15 protein-coding genes are annotated in these 16,594 nt (G+C 67.3%); 14 read left to right on the top strand and 1 reads right to left on the bottom strand.

Annotated elements, in window-relative coordinates; all coding sequences use genetic code 11:
* Positions 1 to 56: 56 nt before the first annotated feature.
* The 12 genes from ACZ92H_RS14620 to hmgA all read left to right on the top strand — a co-directional run bounded on the left by ACZ92H_RS14620 (position 57) and on the right by hmgA (position 12,523).
* On the top strand, positions 57 to 743 hold the full coding sequence (locus tag ACZ92H_RS14620) for a winged helix-turn-helix domain-containing protein (protein WP_131368963.1): 687 nt from the start codon (positions 57 to 59) through the stop codon (positions 741 to 743).
* Positions 736 to 2,088 (top strand): sensor histidine kinase, encoded by a 1,353-nt coding sequence (locus ACZ92H_RS14625; RefSeq protein ID WP_465049919.1) that lies wholly within the window; start codon positions 736 to 738, stop codon positions 2,086 to 2,088. Before ACZ92H_RS14620 ends, ACZ92H_RS14625 begins: the two co-directional genes overlap by 8 nt.
* Positions 2,089 to 2,265: 177 nt before the next feature.
* A complete protein-coding gene (locus ACZ92H_RS14630) occupies positions 2,266 to 3,216 on the top strand; it encodes a VirK/YbjX family protein (RefSeq protein WP_465049920.1) in 951 nt (316 codons plus the stop codon).
* An 87-nt stretch (positions 3,217 to 3,303) separates the two neighbouring features.
* Positions 3,304 to 4,278 carry a porphobilinogen synthase gene (gene hemB, locus ACZ92H_RS14635; RefSeq protein ID WP_131368966.1) on the top strand — a complete coding sequence of 325 codons (975 nt, stop codon included), beginning with the start codon at positions 3,304 to 3,306 and terminating at the stop codon, positions 4,276 to 4,278.
* A gap of 114 nt (positions 4,279 to 4,392) precedes the next feature.
* Positions 4,393 to 5,760 carry an MBL fold metallo-hydrolase gene (locus tag ACZ92H_RS14640; protein WP_465049921.1) on the top strand — a complete coding sequence of 456 codons (1,368 nt, stop codon included), beginning with the start codon at positions 4,393 to 4,395 and terminating at the stop codon, positions 5,758 to 5,760.
* A gap of 34 nt (positions 5,761 to 5,794) precedes the next feature.
* Positions 5,795 to 6,304, top strand: a complete 510-nt coding sequence (gene msrA / locus ACZ92H_RS14645; RefSeq protein WP_131368968.1) for a peptide-methionine (S)-S-oxide reductase MsrA — start codon at positions 5,795 to 5,797, stop codon at positions 6,302 to 6,304.
* A 22-nt stretch (positions 6,305 to 6,326) separates the two neighbouring features.
* On the top strand, positions 6,327 to 7,145 hold the full coding sequence (locus ACZ92H_RS14650; protein ID WP_465049922.1) for a helix-turn-helix transcriptional regulator: 819 nt from the start codon (positions 6,327 to 6,329) through the stop codon (positions 7,143 to 7,145).
* A 216-nt stretch (positions 7,146 to 7,361) separates the two neighbouring features.
* Positions 7,362 to 7,760, top strand: a complete 399-nt coding sequence (locus ACZ92H_RS14655) for a DUF1842 domain-containing protein (RefSeq protein WP_131368970.1) — start codon at positions 7,362 to 7,364, stop codon at positions 7,758 to 7,760.
* 217 nt (positions 7,761 to 7,977) lie between these two features.
* The gene (locus ACZ92H_RS14660; protein ID WP_465049923.1) at positions 7,978 to 9,333 is read left to right on the top strand and encodes an MFS transporter; all 1,356 of its coding nucleotides are present in this window, start codon (positions 7,978 to 7,980) and stop codon (positions 9,331 to 9,333) included.
* 12 nt (positions 9,334 to 9,345) lie between these two features.
* Positions 9,346 to 11,040, top strand: a complete 1,695-nt coding sequence (locus tag ACZ92H_RS14665) for an FAD-dependent oxidoreductase (RefSeq protein ID WP_465049924.1) — start codon at positions 9,346 to 9,348, stop codon at positions 11,038 to 11,040.
* Positions 11,037 to 11,222, top strand: a complete 186-nt coding sequence (locus ACZ92H_RS14670; protein WP_465049925.1) for a hypothetical protein — start codon at positions 11,037 to 11,039, stop codon at positions 11,220 to 11,222. Before ACZ92H_RS14665 ends, ACZ92H_RS14670 begins: the two co-directional genes overlap by 4 nt.
* A complete protein-coding gene (gene hmgA / locus ACZ92H_RS14675) occupies positions 11,219 to 12,523 on the top strand; it encodes a homogentisate 1,2-dioxygenase (RefSeq protein ID WP_465049926.1) in 1,305 nt (434 codons plus the stop codon). The genes ACZ92H_RS14670 and hmgA overlap by 4 nt, the downstream gene beginning before the upstream one ends.
* Before the next feature lie 10 nt (positions 12,524 to 12,533).
* Here hmgA and ACZ92H_RS14680 read toward each other — a convergent pair whose 3' ends face one another.
* Complete coding sequence (locus ACZ92H_RS14680; RefSeq protein ID WP_465049927.1) at positions 12,534 to 13,871, bottom strand: LLM class flavin-dependent oxidoreductase; 1,338 nt, start codon at positions 13,869 to 13,871, stop codon at positions 12,534 to 12,536.
* A gap of 281 nt (positions 13,872 to 14,152) precedes the next feature.
* On the opposite strand from ACZ92H_RS14680, the gene ACZ92H_RS14685 reads away from it, so the two are divergent.
* The gene (locus tag ACZ92H_RS14685) at positions 14,153 to 15,253 is read left to right on the top strand and encodes a sigma-54 interaction domain-containing protein (RefSeq protein ID WP_465050060.1); all 1,101 of its coding nucleotides are present in this window, start codon (positions 14,153 to 14,155) and stop codon (positions 15,251 to 15,253) included.
* 238 nt (positions 15,254 to 15,491) lie between these two features.
* Positions 15,492 to 16,574 carry an LLM class flavin-dependent oxidoreductase gene (locus ACZ92H_RS14690; protein WP_131368977.1) on the top strand — a complete coding sequence of 361 codons (1,083 nt, stop codon included), beginning with the start codon at positions 15,492 to 15,494 and terminating at the stop codon, positions 16,572 to 16,574.
* Positions 16,575 to 16,594: the final 20 nt, after the last annotated feature.

Below are 16,594 nucleotides of genomic sequence, written 5' to 3' on the forward strand. Positions count from 1 at the left end.
GCGCGCCTGGCGTATGCTGCGCATATTTGCCGTCCCGATTTTTACAAGGAACCACCGTGCGCTGCCTGGTCATCGAAGACGAAGCCGAAACTTCCCGCTATATCTGTGCCGGCCTGCGCGAGGCGGGCCACGACGTGACCGCCTGCGACAATGGCATCGACGGCATGCGCCTGGCCTGCGGCGAAGAGTGGGATGCGCTGGTGCTGGACCGTTTGCTGCCCGGCGAAATCGACGGCCTGGCCATCGTCGCGCGCCTGCGCGGCATGGGCCGCAACACGCCCGTGCTGGTGCTGTCGGCGCTGTCGAGCGTCGACGAGCGCGTGCGCGGCCTGCGCAGCGGCGGCGACGATTACCTGTCGAAGCCGTTTGCCATCGCCGAACTGCTGGCGCGCATCGAGGCGCTGCTGCGGCGCGCCGCGCCCGTGCCCGAATCGACGCAGCTGCAGGTGGCCGACCTGGTGCTCGACATGCGCACCATGCGCGTGACGCGCGCCAACCGGCAGATCGCCCTGCAGCCGCGCGAGTTCCGCCTGCTGGAATACCTGATGCGCCACCAGGGCCAGTCCGTCACGCGCGCCATGCTGCTCGAAGCCGTGTGGGATTACCATTTCGACCCGCAGACGAATGTCATCGACGTGCAGGTGAGCCGTTTGCGCACCAAGGTGGACAAGGAATTTTCTCCGCCGCTGATCCACACGGTGCGCGGCGTCGGCTATACCCTGGGCGTGCTTGACGGTGCGTAAGCTGCACCGCTCGATCGCGGCGCGCCTGGCGCTCGGCTACGGCGTGCTGGTGGTCGTCTCCATCAGCATCGTCTGCGCCGTTTTCTATTTCGGCACCATCGGCGTGCTCGATCGCAGCGTGGACCGCAAGCTGACCCTGCTCTCGGAGCGCCTGGCCGCCCTGTACCAGCCGGACGACGCCAGCCGCACGATGGCGGAGATCGCCCACTTGCTGACGGACCGCACCGACAGCGACACGGAGATCTTCCTGCTGACCGGCGCCGATGGGCGGCGCGTGGCCGGCAACCTGTCGTCCTGGCCCGACGCGGACAGCCCCGTGGGGCAGCTGATGCACCGCGACGTCACGCGCGAAGGGCGGCGCGTGCCTGCGCGCCTGCTGATCCGCGACCTCGATGGCGGCGCGCGCCTGTTCGTCGGGCGCGACATGGAAGAGGGCAAGTCGATCCGCGCCCTGGTGCTGCGCTCGCTGGCCTATGGCGGCGGCGTTGCCATCCTGCTGGTGGTGGCCGGTGCCTGGCTGTTCCGCCGCCAGCTCGAGGCGCGCATCGGCCAGATCCGCCGCACGGCGGGCGAAATCGAGGCAGGGGACCTGAGCCGGCGCATTCCCGTGACCAGCGAAGACGAGTTCGGCTTGCTGAGCCGCGACATCAACCGCATGCTCGACCGCATCGAACACCTGATGGAAGGCGTGCGCCACGTCTCGAACGCCATCGCCCACGACCTGCGCACGCCGCTGGGACGCATCCGCAACAAGCTCGATGGCGCCTTGCGCCAGCAGCAGGGCGTGGCCGGCTATGAAAGCGCGGCGCAGGCGGCCATCGGCGATATCGACGACCTGACCAGCGTGTTCGACAAGCTGCTGCAGATCGCGGCGGCCGAATCGGGCATGCGCCCCGAGAACTTCAGCGCCATCGACTTGCAGCAGATCGGCGCCGACATCGTGGAAATGTACGAGGCCACGGCCGACGAGCAGGGCGTGCTGCTGGTGCAGATGTATGGCGACGGCGTGCCCGCGCGCGGCGACCGCAACCTGCTGGGCAGCGCGCTGGCCAGCCTGGTCGACAACGCCATCAAGTATGCGGGGCGGGGCGCCACGGTGGAGGTGTCGGCCGGCAGCGATGATCACGGCAGCTGGCTGGCCGTGCGCGACAACGGCCCCGGGGTGCCGGCCGAGGAGCTGCCGAAGCTGACGCAGCGCTTCTACCGCCTCGACAAGAGCCGCCATTTGCCCGGCAATGGCCTGGGCCTGTCCATCGTGGCGGCCATCGCCGCACTGCATGGAGGCAGCCTGGAAATCGAGGATGCGGCGCCGGGCTTGCGGCTGAGGCTGCGCCTGCTGCGCTAAGTTGCCAGCGCCAGTGGCTGCCCGTCACATTACCAACTTGTAACCCCCTTCATTTTCAGCTCCCCCTATCATCCGCTCTACCCGGCGTAGAGCGGCTGCCTGCGTGCAGCCGCCTGTTCCGGGCTGCCCGCGGCTTGCCGCGGATTGTCTGTTCCTCTCCGTCGCAGAACCGTTCGCATGCACACTTTTACCGCCACCGGGGAGCCGGCCGCGTCATCGCAACGCCCTTTGCGCCAGCATGGCCACCGCCTCAAGGCCGCGCTGGGCGCCCTGGTGTTTCCCCTGCAGCGGGCACGCTGGCAAGCCTTTATCGCCGGCACGCCGGGCCTGGCCGCACTGGCGCAAGTCCATCCCAGCCTGCTGTATAAAATCTACCGGCCCTATGCCAACCGCCAGCTCCCCTGCGCGGCGCGCGTGGACCTGCTATGCGGGCATTACCGTTTCCTGTGGCAGGCGGGCGCGCGGCCGCTGGTGGAATACGTGGCGCGCCGCGCGCTGGTGCTGGCCGCCATCGAGGGCAAGGATGGCGCCACCTACCGCGTGCAGCTGACGGCCATCCACGACAGCCACCGCGAAGGCGACCTGTGCCTGCGCCTGACGCGCGACGGCGTCTCGCTGTACCTGGCCAGTTTCCTGTTCCGCCCCCAGCCTGGCGGCGCCGCCATCGTCCTGGGGGCGCTGCAGGGCTTGCGCTCGGCGGCGGGCGCGCAAGCCGTGCGCGACGCCACGCGGGCGCTGCATGGCTGCCGGCCGAAAAACCTGATGGTGGCCGCCTTGCGCGACTTCGGCGACTTTTTTGGTTGCGACCATCTGAGCCTGGTCAGCAACGCCAACCGCATCGCGCTGAACTGGCGCCGGCGCCGGCATATCTCGTGCGACTACGACCAGGCGTGGCAGGAACTGCACGCGCTGCCCGCCAGCGATGGCAATTACCGCCTGCCGTGCGGCCCATGCCGCATGCCGGACCTGGAACTGCTGCCGTCGAAGAAGCGCGCCGATGCGCGCCGCCGCGGCGCCATGCTGGTGCGGCTGGCGGCCGACATGCGCTGGCAGCTGTCGGCCCTGCTGCATCCGCCGGTGCCCGCTCCGGGCGGCCATTCGGCGCCGCTGTGCGCCGGCGTTTCTTGACCTGCGCGGCTTTTTTGCCGGACGGCCCGGCGCGATCGGCGTGATGGGCGTATACTGACCGGCGTTCTCAACCTGAAGCCAGTTACCATGCCAGCACAATTTCCCACTTCGCGCATGCGCCGCCTGCGCGCGACCCCGCAACTGCGCGAGCTGTTCCGCGAGACCGAGATCAATCCGCGCGACCTGGTCCTGCCGATCTTCGTCGACGAAGGCGCCAGCGACTTCATCGACATCACTTCCATGCCCGGCGTGCGCCGCATTCCCGAAGCGAAGCTGGCGCAGGAAGTGGAGCGCTACGCGCGCGCGGGCCTGCGTTCCGTCATGACCTTCGGCATTTCTCACCACAAGGATGGCCATGGCAGCGACACCCTGAACCCGGACGGCCTGGTGGCGCGCATGTCGCGCATCATCAAGGACGCCGTGCCGGAAATGGTGGTCATGTCCGACACCTGCTTCTGCGAATACACGGACCACGGCCATTGCGGCATCCTGCATGGCGACACGGTGGACAATGACAGCACGGTGCTGAACCTGGGCAAGCAGGCCGTCATCGCCGCCCAGGCGGGCGCCGACATCATCGCCCCGTCGGCGGCCATGGATGGCCAGGTGGCGGCCATCCGCAGCGCGCTGGACGCGGCCGGCTTCCACGACACGCCCGTGATGGCGTATTCGACCAAGTTCGCTTCCGGCCTGTACGGCCCGTTCCGCGACGCGGCCGGCAGCACCCTGAAGGGCGACCGCAAGACTTACCAGATGGACCCGATGAACCGCCGCGAAGCGGTGCGCGAATCGCTGATCGACGAAGCCGAAGGCGCCGACGCGCTGATGGTCAAGCCGGCCGGCGCCTACCTGGACATCATCCGCGACTTGCGCGAAGTGACGCGCCTGCCGATCGGCGCCTACCAGGTCAGCGGCGAGTACGCGATGATCAAGTTCGCCGCCCAGGCCGGCGCCATTGACGAGCGCCGCGTGGTGCAGGAAACCCTGGGCGCCATCAAGCGCGCGGGCGCCGACATGATCTTCACGTATTTCGCGATGGATGTGCTGAATAATCCGTATTAAGTTTCTGCCGGTGCCGTAGCTTTAGTGTCAATCTTTACCCCAGAAGCAAATTCCGGGGTCGCACCCGTAGGGTCCGACCCCGGTACTCGCAATTGGGTTTATTCAGCCCTCATAATGCCCCTGAAAATCTCCCGCATTCTGCACGCCGGCTATGTCTTCGAATGCGAAGGCACGGCCATCGCCTTCGACCCCATCGTCGAAAATCCGTTCAGCCGCAACTGCCACGCGTTTCCCGCCGTGCGCTTCGACCTCGATGCCGTGCGCCGGCTGCGCTGGGATGCCGTCTTCATCTCGCACTTCCACGACGACCACTGCTCGCTCGACAGCCTCGACGTGCTGGACCGCGCCACGCCCATCTACCTGTACTGCGTCTTCGACGAACTGTTCGCCATGATCCGCGCGCTGGGTTTTACCCGCGTCGAGCGGCTGCACGTCGACGCGCCGGTGCGGGTGGGCGCGATCGAGGTGATCCCGCGCCGGGCGCTGGACGACGATGTCGACTCGCTGTTCCAGGTGCGCGCGGCGGGCATGAACGTGCTCAATGTCGTCGATTCCTGGATCGGCCCCGAGACCCTGGCGCAGCTGGCCGCGTTCGCGCCGTGGGACATGGTGCTGTGGCCATTCCAGACCATGCGCGAGATCGCCGTCATCGCGCCGTCGCAGGCACCGCGCGGCCATGTCGAGTTTCCCGACGACTGGGTGCCGCAGCTGCGCGCGCTGGCGCCCCGTTTCCTCGTGCCCAGCTCCTGCCAGTTCGTGCAGGAAGACTGGTCCTGGTACAACCACGCGATGTTCCCCATCACCTACCGCCGCTTTGCCGAAGAGATCGGCGCCGCGCTGTCCGACGCGCGCATCTTCCGCCTCGACCCGTCCACCTCCGTGCTGCTCGACGCGCACGGCGTGAGCGCGGCCGAAGCGCTGCCCTGGGTGATTCCCACGGGGCCGCAGGACGTGGATTTCGACTACCGTCCCGAGGCGCTTGCGCCCGCCACGGCGGAGATCGCGCGCCGCTTCGCGCCCCTGGGCGCAACGGAAGAAGCGCTGGTGCTGGATTTTTGCCGCCACGGCCTGCTCGAACGCTACCGCGACATGGAGCTGCCCGAGGACAGCTATTTCCAGGCGCCGCGCCTGTGGCGCCTGGCCTTGTACGGGCATGACGGCGCGGCCACCGTCCTGCATTACCGCACGCACGGCGACTTGATCGACCTGGTGCCGGACACCGGCGAAGCCCCTGGCTGGACCACCGAGGTGCCTCTGGTGAAATGCCATGCGGCGCTGGTGCTGGGCGAATCGCTGACGTCGATGTACATGCGCATCAACGATGGCCCTTTCGACGCCGCCGCGCGGGCAGGGCTGGAGGAGGCCGACATCGTCGACGATCCGCTGATCCGCTGCCTGTTCAACGACGCCATCGGCGCCTACCAGGCGGCGCAGCTGAAGCGCCTTTTGGCGCGCCCTGAAGGAAATGGCGCGACGCGGTAAGATAGCTGCTTCTGAATCGAACGGGAAAGACACCATGGCACAAGACAACGACACCGCGATCCTGGCCGGCGGCTGCTTCTGGGGCGTGCAGGACTTGCTGCGCCGCTATCCGGGCGTGCTGGCCACGCGCGTGGGCTACAGCGGCGGCGACGTGGCCAACGCCACCTACCGCAACCATGGCACGCATGCGGAAGCGATCGAGATCATCTTCGACCCGAAGGTCATCAGCTACCGCAAGATCCTGGAATTTTTCTTCCAGATCCACGACCCCAGCACGGAAAACCGCCAGGGCAACGACCGCGGCACCAGCTACCGCTCGGCCATTTTCTATACGAGCGACGCGCAGAAACGCGTGGCCGAAGACACCATCCGCGACGTCGACGCGTCCGGCCTGTGGCCCGGCAAGGTGGTGACGGAAGTGGCGCCGGCCGGGCCGTTCTGGGAAGCGGAGCCGGAACACCAGGACTACCTGCAGCGCTTGCCGCATGGCTACACCTGCCACTACATCCGGCCGGACTGGGTCTTGCCGCAGCGCGCGCAGTAAGCGCGGGCGGGCAGGGGGCGACATGCGTTACTGGCAGGTGGAGCGGCGGCAGGCCGACGGACAGCTGGATCTGGGGCGCGCCCTCGACCTGGTGTCGGCCATCGGCCACGCGGACGTCAATGCGATGGCGGGCGCCATCCTGAAAACGGCCAGCACGGCCGCCTCCATTGCCCAATGCACGATCTTTGCATATGAATTCGGCAACCGTCCCCGCACGGTGGCCGTGGCCGACCGGCGCGGCGGGCGTTTTTTGCAGGATATCGCCGACAGCTACGCGCGCCATTACTATGCGCTCGACGGCAACCAGAGCGTCATCGCGCCCGCGCGCCAGCCAAAGATCGAGCCCGCCATCGTGCTGCACCAGCAAGCGAGCGACGAGATCCGGCATCCCGGCTACCGCGCCGCGTGCTACCAGAAGCCCAACGTCTCGGACCGCCTGGCGCTGCTGGTGCAGCCGTCCAGCGAGATCTGGCTATCCGTCAATTTTTACCGCGACAGCAGCCAGGGCCAGTTCCAGCCCGGCGAAATCGGCGCCATCGAAACCCTGTCGCCGCTGTTCGCGCATGCGGCCAAACACCACTACCGCCTGAACGGCCAGCCCGCGCAGGGCGTCTCGCCCATGATGCTGGCCCGCTTGCGCCAGCATGGCCCGCAATTGAGCAAGCGCGAACTCGACGCGCTGCGCGGCGTGCTCGAAGGCCTCACGGCCGCGGAGATCGCCGAGACCATGGGCGTGCAGCCATCGAGCGTGATCACGTACCAGAAGCGCGCGTACAAGCGCCTGGGCATTGCCAGCCAGCGCCAATTGTTTGCGCTATGTCTAGGGCCGCAAGCGGCTTGAGTGCTAGTCAATCCTCCAAACCGGGCACAGCATAAAATTGCCGGAAATCAAGGCAATAATGTGAGCATATTGCCATCAAAATCCTGGCTATGCTGGTTGCAGAGTGCTGGTGCGCCGGGCAATAGCGGTCACCGGCAAGGCTGACAGCCAGTGCCTGTCGCGTCCAGCGATCTCCCATGTCCATGGCTCATAACTCATTCACAGAAGGAGTAGATTGTGTCCACATCTGAATTGAATGCGGTAGAACACGTGTATCTGACGGCCGGCAATCTCGGCCTGCCTGGCGCGCCGATCCTCAACCTCGCCCTGTTTTACAACCCCGACGACGGCACCGTCAGCGGCGAAGCGCTGATTACGCAATCGATCGCGCCACCGCATGGCCGCGTGGTGATCCGCCCGGTCAGCGGTCCCGTGCACGGCCTGGGCCTGGGCAAGGCCACGCGCGTGTTCAGCCTGAGCGGCGAATATGTCGTCTCCGTGCCGCCACCGGCCATCGGCAGCTACCTGGCCAAATTTGAAGCCACCTTCGTCACCGACAATAACTGGAGCGGCCACGGCTCCTTCAGCTACGACCGGCAGAAGGTCGATAACGTGCCGATCAAGAAACGCGGCTAAGCTTGCCCGCTGACGGCAGCCTGGTCTGACGGCGGCGCTCTTTCCGGGGGCGCCGCCGTTTGTGCGTCTTCTTTCTAGTCCTTCCGGCCAGGGTTTGTCCCCAAAATGGGGACAGCGTCCGGCCTGGTCGTCTGCATACTGTGTTCAAGCCGGAGCATCCGGCCGCTCTCACCCAATAATAATAGCCAGGGGAGGGCGACACCTTATGGAGACCAGCATGACCATCGCCCAGGCGGCCACCCCCGCCACCCCCGCGCCCGTCCTCGACGCGGCCACCTTCCAGCTGGAACAGCAAGTGATGCGCAAGGTGTCGCGCCACCTGCTGGGATTTCTGTTCCTGCTGTTCGTGTTTTCCTTCCTGGACCGCATCAACATCGGCTTCGCCGGCCTGACCATGATGCAGGACCTGGGCTTGTCCGGCACCCAGTTCGGTTTTGCCACCACCTTGTTCTACATCGCCTACATCGCTTGCAGCATTCCCAGCAACATCGTGCTGGCGCGCATCGGCGCACGTAAATGGATCGGTTCCATGATGATTGCCTGGGGCCTGGCCTCGACGGCCACCCTGTTCGCCAGCGGCCCGGCCAGCCTGTATGCGCTGCGCTTTTTGGTGGGCGTGACGGAAGCGGGTTTCCTGCCCGGCATGCTGCTGTACCTGACCTACTGGTTTCCCAGCGCCTACCGGGCGCGCGCCAATGCCCTGTTCATGATCGCCATGCCCGTCACGGCCGCCATCGGGTCGGCCCTGTCTGGCCTGATCCTGGGCCTCGATGGGCACTGGGGATTGAAGGGCTGGCAATGGCTGTTCCTGCTCGAAGGCATGCCGTCCGTGCTGCTGGGCCTGGCCGTCTACGGCTACCTCGACGATGCGCCGCACAAGGCGAACTGGCTGGGCAAGCTGGAACAGCAGGTGCTGGCGCGCATGCTGGCGGCCGAGCACAAGCCGGTAGCGCCGCAAGCCGTGGCGCCAGCGAAAACCTCGGTGCTGGCGGAGATGTGTTCGCCCACGGTGCTGAAATTCGGCATCGCCTATTTCTGCCTGGTGAACACCCTGGCGATGGTGGCCGTGTGGACGCCCCTGATCGTGAAAAGTTTCAGCGGCGACGCCAGCAACACGAAAATCGGCCTGCTGGCCGCCATCCCGCAAGTGTGCACCGTCATCGGCATGATTGCCTGGGGCCGCCGCTCGGACCGCCTGCAGGAGCGCCGCTGGCACATCGTCTGGCCCATGCTGCTGTCGGCCGCCGGCTGGCTGTGCACGGCCTATTCCGTCCATCCCGTCGTGCAGCTGCTGGGCGTGTGCATGGCCTCGACGGGCGCCTATACGGCCATGTCGGTGTTCTGGACGACGCCGGACCGGGCCCTGAGCCTGGGCGCGCGCGCCATCGGCATCGCCGTCATCAATGCCACGGGCAATATCGGCTCGGCCCTGAACCCCGTCGTCGTGGGCTGGCTGAAGGACATCACGCACAGTTTTTCCACGGGCTTGCTGTACGCCAGCGTGCTGCTGGTGGCGGGCGCGGCCATCGTGCTGACCCTGCCCATCGCCCGTGGCGGCAAAACACATTCTTGAAGAGGGAGCATCATGAGCCACACGTTTCACCCATACCCGCATGTGCCGAAAGTCTATCCGCCTGGCAAACCGGCCGGCGCCGCCACGCAGCACGCGCGGGTCCTGATCGTCGGCGGCGGCCCCGTGGGCCTGGCCACGGCCCTGGGCCTGGCCCGCCATGGCGTGCGCAGCGTGCTGATCGAAGCCGACGACGGCGTCTGCACGGGCAGCCGCGCCATCTGCATTTCGCGGCGCAGCCTGGAAATCATCGACCGCCTGGGCGCGCTCGACGGTTTTCTGGCCAAGGGCTTGCCGTGGGCGGGCGGGCGCAGCTTTTACCGCGAGGAAGAAGTGCTGCACTTCACGATGCCGCAGGACGCGAACCAGAAGCTGCCGCCCATGGTCAACCTGGCGCAATACCATATCGAGCAATTCCTGCTCGACGCGGCCGAACGCCAGCCCGGGCTGATCGATATCCGCTGGCAAACGCGGGTCACGGGCGTGCAGCAGCGCGCCGATGGCGCCACCGTCACCGTGGCCACGCCCGATGAAACCTACCAGATCGAGACTGACTGGCTGGTGGCGGCCGATGGCGGGCGCAGCGTGGTGCGCGAGGCGCTGGGCCTGAAATTGCAGGGCACCAGCTATGAAGGGCGCTATGTCATCGTCGACATCCACCTGAAGAGTGCGCGCCCGACGGAGCGCCTTGCGTATTTCGACCCGCCGTCGAATCCCGGTTCGACCGTGCTGGTGCACAAGCAGCCCGACGATATCTGGCGCATCGACTACCAGTTGCGCGACGACGAGGATGCGCAGGCGGCCGTGCTGCTGGAAAACGTGGCGCCCCGCGTGGACAGCCTGCTGGCCATGATGGGTGAAACGGCACCCTGGCATCCCGTGTGGATCACCATCTACAAAGCCAACGCGCTGACCCTGGAAAAATACCGCCACGGCAGCGTGCTGTTCGCGGGCGATGCGGCCCACCTGGTGCCCATCTTCGGCGTGCGGGGGGCCAATTCCGGCATCGACGACGCGGACAACCTGGCGTGGAAACTGGCGTATGTCGTCAAGGGCCAGGCACCGCACACCCTGCTGGACAGCTATTCGGACGAGCGCGTGTTCGCCGCCCGTGAAAACCTGCGCCACGGCACGAAAAGCACGGAATTCATGGCGCCGCCCACGTTCGCCTTCGAGCTGATGCGCACGGCCGTGCTGGGCCTGGCGGGCAGGCATGCGCACGTGCGCTCCCTGATCAACCCGCGCCAGACCAGCGCCATCGCGTATGCACAGTCGCCGCTGAATGCACGCGAGGTCGATGGCTTTGCTGCCGGCCCCGCGCCGGGCACCGTCTTGCCCGAGTGTCCGCTGGCGCTGCCGCACGACGGCGGGCGGAAAGCGGGGTATATTACCGATTTGCTGCAGCGCGCCGATGGCCGTTTCACGGGGCTGTATTTCAGCGAGGATGGCCGTGTGCCCGCCGAGCTGCTGGCGCTGGGCGACACCTTGCCGCTGACGAGCGTGGCGATCGCCCGCAACGGGGCGCAGGAGTGCGCCTGGGACCACACGGCGCAGGTATGCTCGCTGTTCGACGCGCAGCCCGGCACGTTTTACCTCGTGCGTCCGGATGGCCATGTGCTGGGACGCTGGCGGCAGGTGCGGGCGGGGCAGGTGGCGGCAGCGCTGGCGGCGGCCGGCATCGCCCAATCAAAGGACAAGGAGACAATATGACCGACATCGAACTGGATAATCTGTACACCGAGCTGTGCCACATCATGGGCGGCCTGGGCGAGCAGCGCTCGCCCTTGTTCCTGGCCCGTTTCGCCCTGCTGGCCATGGGCGCCATCGGCAAGGCCGACGTGGTGCAGGGCTTGCTGCGCGACGCGGCCGAAGGCCTGGCGGAGCCGGCATGATAGGCGCCGGCTACCAAAGCGGCTTCGGCAACGAGTTTGCCACGGAAGCCTTGCCCGGCGCCTTGCCGCAGGGGCAAAATTCGCCGCAGCAGGCACCGCTGGGCCTGTACGCGGAACAACTTTCGGGCACGGCCTTCACGGCGCCGCGCGCGCAGAACCGGCGTTCCTGGCTGTACCGCATCCGTCCCGCCAGCCAGCATCCGCCGTTTACCATGCTGAACAATACGCGCATCGTCAGCGATTTCCACGCCATGCCGCCGACGCCGCCGAACCAGCTGCGCTGGGACCCGCTGCCGCTGCCTGACAGCGCCACGCCGGTGGACTTCATCGGCGGCTGGCACACCATGGCCGGCAATGGCGGCGCCGAAGCGATGAGCGGCTGCGCCATCCACGTGTATGCCGCCAACCGTTCCATGCAGCGCTTCTTTTATTCGGCCGATGGCGAACTGCTGGTCGTGCCGCAGGAGGGCCGCCTGGCCATAGCCACGGAACTGGGCCTGATCGAGCTGGAGCCGCAGGAAATCGCCGTCATCCCCCGCGGCGTGCGCTTCCGCGTGACCCTGCCGGACGGCCAGGCGCGCGGCTACGTGTGCGAAAACTTCGGCACGGCCTTCCGCCTGCCCGACATGGGGCCCATCGGCTCGAACGGCCTGGCCAACAGCCGCGACTTTCTCACGCCGCACGCGGCCTACGAGGATATCGATGGCGAGTGCGAGCTGGTCGCCAAGTTCGGCGGCCACCTGTGGCGCACGACGCTGGACCATTCGCCGCTGGACGTGGTGGCCTGGCACGGCAATTACGCGCCATACAAATATGATCTGCGCCGCTTCAATACCATCGGCTCGATCAGCTACGACCACCCGGACCCGTCGATCTTCCTCGTGCTGCAGGCCCCCAGCGAGAATCCCCAGCTGGGCGCCATCGACTTCGCCATCTTCCCGCCGCGCTGGCTGGCCGCCGAGCATACCTTCCGGCCGCCCTGGTTCCACCGCAACGTGGCCAGCGAATTCATGGGGCTGATCCACGGCGTGTACGACGCCAAGGCGGCCGGTTTCGTGCCGGGCGGCGCCAGCCTGCACAACTGCATGTCCGGCCACGGCCCCGACGCGCAGACGTTCGAGAAGGCCTCGCGCAGCGACACGTCCGCGCCCGTGAAAGTGGGCGACACCATGGCCTTCATGTTCGAGACGCGCACCATCATCAGGCCCACGCCATTTGCCCTGGACAGCGGCCTGCTGCAACAGGACTATTTCGAGTGCTGGCAAGGCTTGCGCAAGCACTTCGACCCGGAGCAGGCCTAGCTCGCACCGGTCAGGCGGCCCGCGCCCGCGCCACGGCGTGCGGGCTGGCGGGCCGCGTCAATCCCAAATGGCCGCGCAGGGTGCTGGCCGCATACTCCGTGCGGAACAGGCCCCGGCGCTGCAGTTCCGGCACCACCAGCCGGGTAAACGCCTCGAAGCCTTGCGGCAGCAGGGGCGGCACGACGTTGAAACCGTCCGCACCCCGTTCCACGAACCACTGCTCCATCAGGTCGGCCACCGTCCTGACGGAGCCGATGGCTTGCAAATGGCCGCGCGCGACCCGGAAGCGCAGCACCAGCTGGCGCAAGGTCAGGTTGTCGCGGCGCGCCAGCTCAAGCTGCTGCTGGAAACGCCCCTTGCCATTGTCGCCCGCCTCGTAGGGCAGGTCGGGCAGCGGACCGTCGAGCGGATAGCCGGAGAGGTCAAAACCGCCGAATTCCAGCTTGCTGAAGTCGACCAGCGCCTGCAATTCGCCGAACTGGTCCTGCGCCTGCTGGTCCGATTCCGCCACCACGACGGACAGCCCCGGCGTGACTTTCAATTGATCCTCGGCGCGGCCATATCTGGCCATGCGGCCCTTTACGTCCGCGTAGTACGCCTGGGCGACGGGCAGCGAGGTGGCCGAGCAGTACACCATCTCGGCCAGGCGGGCGGCAAACTCGCGGCCTGTCTCGGAATTGCCTGCCTGGACCAGCACGGGGTGGCCCTGCACGGGGCGGGGCAAGTCCAGCAAGCCTTGCGAGGCAAAATACTCGCCCCGGAAGTCCAGCGGATGGCCTTGCGCGGGCGCATAGAACTGGCCGCTGGCGCGGTCGGGACGGTCGAAGGCGTCGTCGTCCCAGCTGTCCCACAGCATCTTGGACAGGGCGACGAATTCTCCGGCGCGCGCATAGCGCTCGTCGTGGCTGCGCCGCGCGGCGATGCCGAAATTGCGCGCCGTGTGCTCGCCGAACGAGGAGACGACGTTCCAGCCAGCGCGTCCGCCGCTCAGGTGGTCGAGCGAACTGAATTTGCGCGCCACATGGTAGGGGTGCTCGTAGTTGGTGTTGACCGTGGCGATCAGGCCGATGTGGCGGGTGACGGCGGCGATCGCCGACAGCAGGGTGAAGGGCTCGAACGGCAGGCCGATGGCGGCGCGTCCCGTGTCCGGCGTGACGTCGCCGCCGCGGCCGATGAAGTCGGCGATGAAGAAATTGTCGAATTTGGCCGCCTCGGCCAGCCTGGCGGCGCGCAGCCACCAGGCCAGGTCGGGGCGGCCGCTGGCGCTGGCCGAGGGATGGCGCCAGGCGGCGGGATGGTGGCCGTGGCGCTGCAAGAAAACGTTGAGGACAAGCTGGCGTGCTGGCATGGAAGAAGCTCCGTGGTGGGTGGGCGACAGGGCGTTTCCCTATTTACCATGCAAGCTTCGGGCCAGCATGGGACGCGCGTCGGCATATGCAAAATCCGGATAAGCTAGCGCGGCACCATTCGTTCACGCCTGCGGATGCAGCGCGGTATAGTCGGCCCATGGAACTCTTAGCCCACAATTTCAGCAGCGATTTCGCGCGCAGCGCCCACCTTGCCCGTAGCGCCGGCACTGCCGGTGGCAGCGATGAGGGCGCGCTGGTGGCCTTCCGCGACCCGCAGCAAATGAGCCTGCTGGTGCGCGCCACGGCCTTTGTGTTTGCCGACCCCCGCTCGCGCCAGCTGCATGAACTGATCGAGCGCATCGCGCCCAGCGAGGCGACGGTGCTGATCACGGGCGAAACAGGGACGGGAAAAGAGCTGATTGCCCGCCACGTGCACGGCTTGAGCGGGCGCGCCGAGCAGACCTTCGTGGCGATCAACTGCGGCGCGTTTTCCGAAACCCTGGTCGAGAGCGAGCTGTTCGGCTATGAAAAGGGCGCATTTACGGGCGCCCAGCAGGGCAAGCCCGGCTGGTTCGAGACGGCCAGCGGCGGCACCCTGTTCCTCGATGAAATCGGCGACTTGCCGCTGGCGATGCAGGTCAAGCTGCTGCGCGTGCTGCAGGAGCGCGAAGTGGTGCGCCTGGGCGCGCGGCGCGCCATTCCCATCGACGTGCGTCTGATCGCCGCCACCAACGTGGACCTGGCCGAAGCCGTGCGGGCCGGGCGCTTCCGCGAAGACCTGTATTACCGCCTGCAAGTGATCGGCCTGCCGCTGCGCCCCCTGCGCGAGCGCCCGGGCGACATCATGCCGCTGACGCGCCACTTCATGGCCATCTACGCGCAGCGCCTGCACCTGGGCGAGGTGGCGCTGGGCCCGGACGCGCAGCAAGCCTTGCTGGCCTATCCATGGCCGGGCAATATCCGCGAGCTGGAAAACGTCATCCACCGCGCGCTGCTCGTGTGCCGCAGCGGCGAGGTGCGCGCCGACGATTTGAGCCTGTCGGGCTGGCACCGTGCGCCGGCCACGCCTGCCGCTTCGGCGCCCACGCCGGCTCCGGCCCCGGCGCCCGTGCCGGAAGCCTGGCCCGGTGGCGCCGATATCGCCTATGCGGCCCATGGCGCGGCCGGGCAGGACGACCTGCTGGCCGCCGAGCGCTTCGCCCGTGCCTGGCAAGCCTTGCTGGACTCGGGCGAGGCCGTGGCGTTCGAAGCCTTGCAGCAGGAACTCGTATGCGCCGCGTGGGAGCGCAACGAGCGCAACCAGGTGCGCACGGCGAAGCACTTGAATATCAGCCGCAACATCCTGCGCACCTTCCTGAAAAAGGCGGGCGCCATCGACTAGGTCCCGCAACATGCCAGACCCTTCGTGCCGGACCCGCAGCGCCGCGGGCTCCGGCCTTTTTATGCCTGCTGCGCGCGCAGCACGCTGCTGCCACAGGTGCAGCGGATTGCTGCCAAATCAGCAGCGCATGGCCTTGAAGGCGCCACGCGGCATGGCATGTTTTCTGCGAGGAGGGAAGGGCGGGCCGCTGCGCGTTGCGCGTACGGCCTTTTCTTCGACCCACGACAGGAGTCCATGCATGACCATCGAATTCATCTGGCAATTGCCCACCGGCGGCGATGGCCGCTACGCCGCACCCGGTATCACGCGCCGAGGCGAACGGGCCGCCGGTGCGCCCAGTCCCCTGCAGGCGGGCGTGAGCGACCCGCGCGGCGCGCGTCCGCCGTTCAATTACTTTGACTACCTGCACCAGATCGCCCGCGCGGCCGAGCTGTCCGGTTTCGACGGCATCCAGGTGCGCCACGATACGCAGGGCGATGAAAGCTGGATCGTCGCAGGGTATCTGGCGCGCAGCACGCGGCATTTGAAACTGATCGCCGAATTCGACGCGGCCTGGGGTTCGGCCGTGTATGCGGCAAAGAACGCGGTCAGCTTCCAGCGCTTCACGGGCGGGCGCTTCGCCTGGCAGATCGGCCATGGCGGCGATGGGGCAGAACGCCGGCGCCAGGGCGATGCCGTGCCGGATGCCGATATCCTGCCGCGCATCGATGAATTCATCACGGTGGCGCGCGGCGTGCAGAGCACTTCGCCGTTCAGCTTCAAGGGCAAGTTCTTCGAAGTGCAGGATGGCGGCTTCAAGGGGCCGCTGGCAAACCATGCGCTCAACGGCATTTACCTGACAGGCGGGACGCCCGAGGCGCTGGCGCTGTCGGCGCGCCAGGCCGACGTGCACGTCTTCGACGCGGCGCCGCTGGCGGACCTGCGGCCGGCCATCGCCAGCCTGGCCGCGCAAGCGCGCCAGCATGGGCGTCCGGTGTCGGCGGGCTTGCGCATCGACGTGCTGGCCCGCGAAACCTTCGAGGAAGCCTTGCGCGATGCGCGCCGCTACCGCAGCGGCGCAGGCTTGCCCGACGCTGCGCCATTCGGCGGCAGCGACGTCGCCTTCTGGCCCGGCTTTGCGCAGGCGCAGACGGGCGCCAGCGCCGCCCTGGTCGGCAGCTACGCGCAAGTCGCCGCCGCGCTGCAGGCGTACGCGCAGGCCGGCGTGGCCAGCTTCGTGCTGGCGGCCATCCCCCATTTCGAGGAAGCCTACCGCATCGGCGAGCACGTGCTGCCGCGCGTGCGGGCATCGCTGCATGCCGCGCGACAGCAAGCGGCCTGAATCCCCGTATCCACCTTACT

This window comes from Janthinobacterium foliorum, assembly GCF_978021625.1.

Coding starts and splice junctions, on each gene's coding strand:
- ACZ92H_RS14630 (WP_465049920.1), top strand. CDS start 2,266: ATGCACACTTTTACCGCCACCGGGGAGCCGGCCGCGTCATCGCAACGC.
- hemB (WP_131368966.1), top strand. CDS start 3,304: ATGCCAGCACAATTTCCCACTTCGCGCATGCGCCGCCTGCGCGCGACC.
- ACZ92H_RS14640 (WP_465049921.1), top strand. CDS start 4,393: ATGCCCCTGAAAATCTCCCGCATTCTGCACGCCGGCTATGTCTTCGAA.
- msrA (WP_131368968.1), top strand. CDS start 5,795: ATGGCACAAGACAACGACACCGCGATCCTGGCCGGCGGCTGCTTCTGG.
- ACZ92H_RS14650 (WP_465049922.1), top strand. CDS start 6,327: ATGCGTTACTGGCAGGTGGAGCGGCGGCAGGCCGACGGACAGCTGGAT.
- ACZ92H_RS14660 (WP_465049923.1), top strand. CDS start 7,978: ATGACCATCGCCCAGGCGGCCACCCCCGCCACCCCCGCGCCCGTCCTC.
- ACZ92H_RS14665 (WP_465049924.1), top strand. CDS start 9,346: ATGAGCCACACGTTTCACCCATACCCGCATGTGCCGAAAGTCTATCCG.
- ACZ92H_RS14670 (WP_465049925.1), top strand. CDS start 11,037: ATGACCGACATCGAACTGGATAATCTGTACACCGAGCTGTGCCACATC.
- hmgA (WP_465049926.1), top strand. CDS start 11,219: ATGATAGGCGCCGGCTACCAAAGCGGCTTCGGCAACGAGTTTGCCACG.
- ACZ92H_RS14680 (WP_465049927.1), bottom strand. CDS start 13,871: ATGCCAGCACGCCAGCTTGTCCTCAACGTTTTCTTGCAGCGCCACGGC.
- ACZ92H_RS14685 (WP_465050060.1), top strand. CDS start 14,153: ATGAGCCTGCTGGTGCGCGCCACGGCCTTTGTGTTTGCCGACCCCCGC.
- ACZ92H_RS14690 (WP_131368977.1), top strand. CDS start 15,492: ATGACCATCGAATTCATCTGGCAATTGCCCACCGGCGGCGATGGCCGC.